1 rRNA gene is annotated in these 298 nt (G+C 59.7%); it reads left to right on the top strand.

The annotated features are described in order from the left end of the window. Positions 1 to 125: 125 nt before the first annotated feature. Positions 126 to 242, top strand: a 5S ribosomal RNA gene (gene rrf / locus RUR_RS01085). The last annotated feature ends 56 nt before the right edge of the window (positions 243 to 298 follow it).

Genomic DNA, 298 nt, shown 5'->3' with positions numbered 1-298 from the left:
GTTCTGTTCGCGTCGTCTGTGTCCGCTGCCCTTCGGGGCGCACGCGGGTTGCGCGGAGAGGTGTTTGCTCGCGTCCACTGTGTGATTCTGAGACAGCAGCCGCATGGTTGTGTGTTTCGAGGGGTTTCGGCGGTTTTAGCGTTAGGGAAACACCCGGTTACATTCCGAACCCGGAAGTTAAGCCTTTCAGCGCCGATGGTACTGCACTGGGGACGGTGTGGGAGAGTAGGACGCCGCCGGACAATTTTTGTGGGAGGGGTCAGCCGTGTAGGCTGGCCCTTTTCTGCTTTTGTGGGGG

This window comes from Rhizohabitans arisaemae (assembly GCF_025996515.1).
GTDB classification, from domain to species: Bacteria; Actinomycetota; Actinomycetes; order Streptosporangiales; family Streptosporangiaceae; genus Rhizohabitans; species Rhizohabitans arisaemae.
Note: the sequence above shows the minus strand (reverse complement) of the source record. Positions and strands in the feature narration are given on the sequence as shown.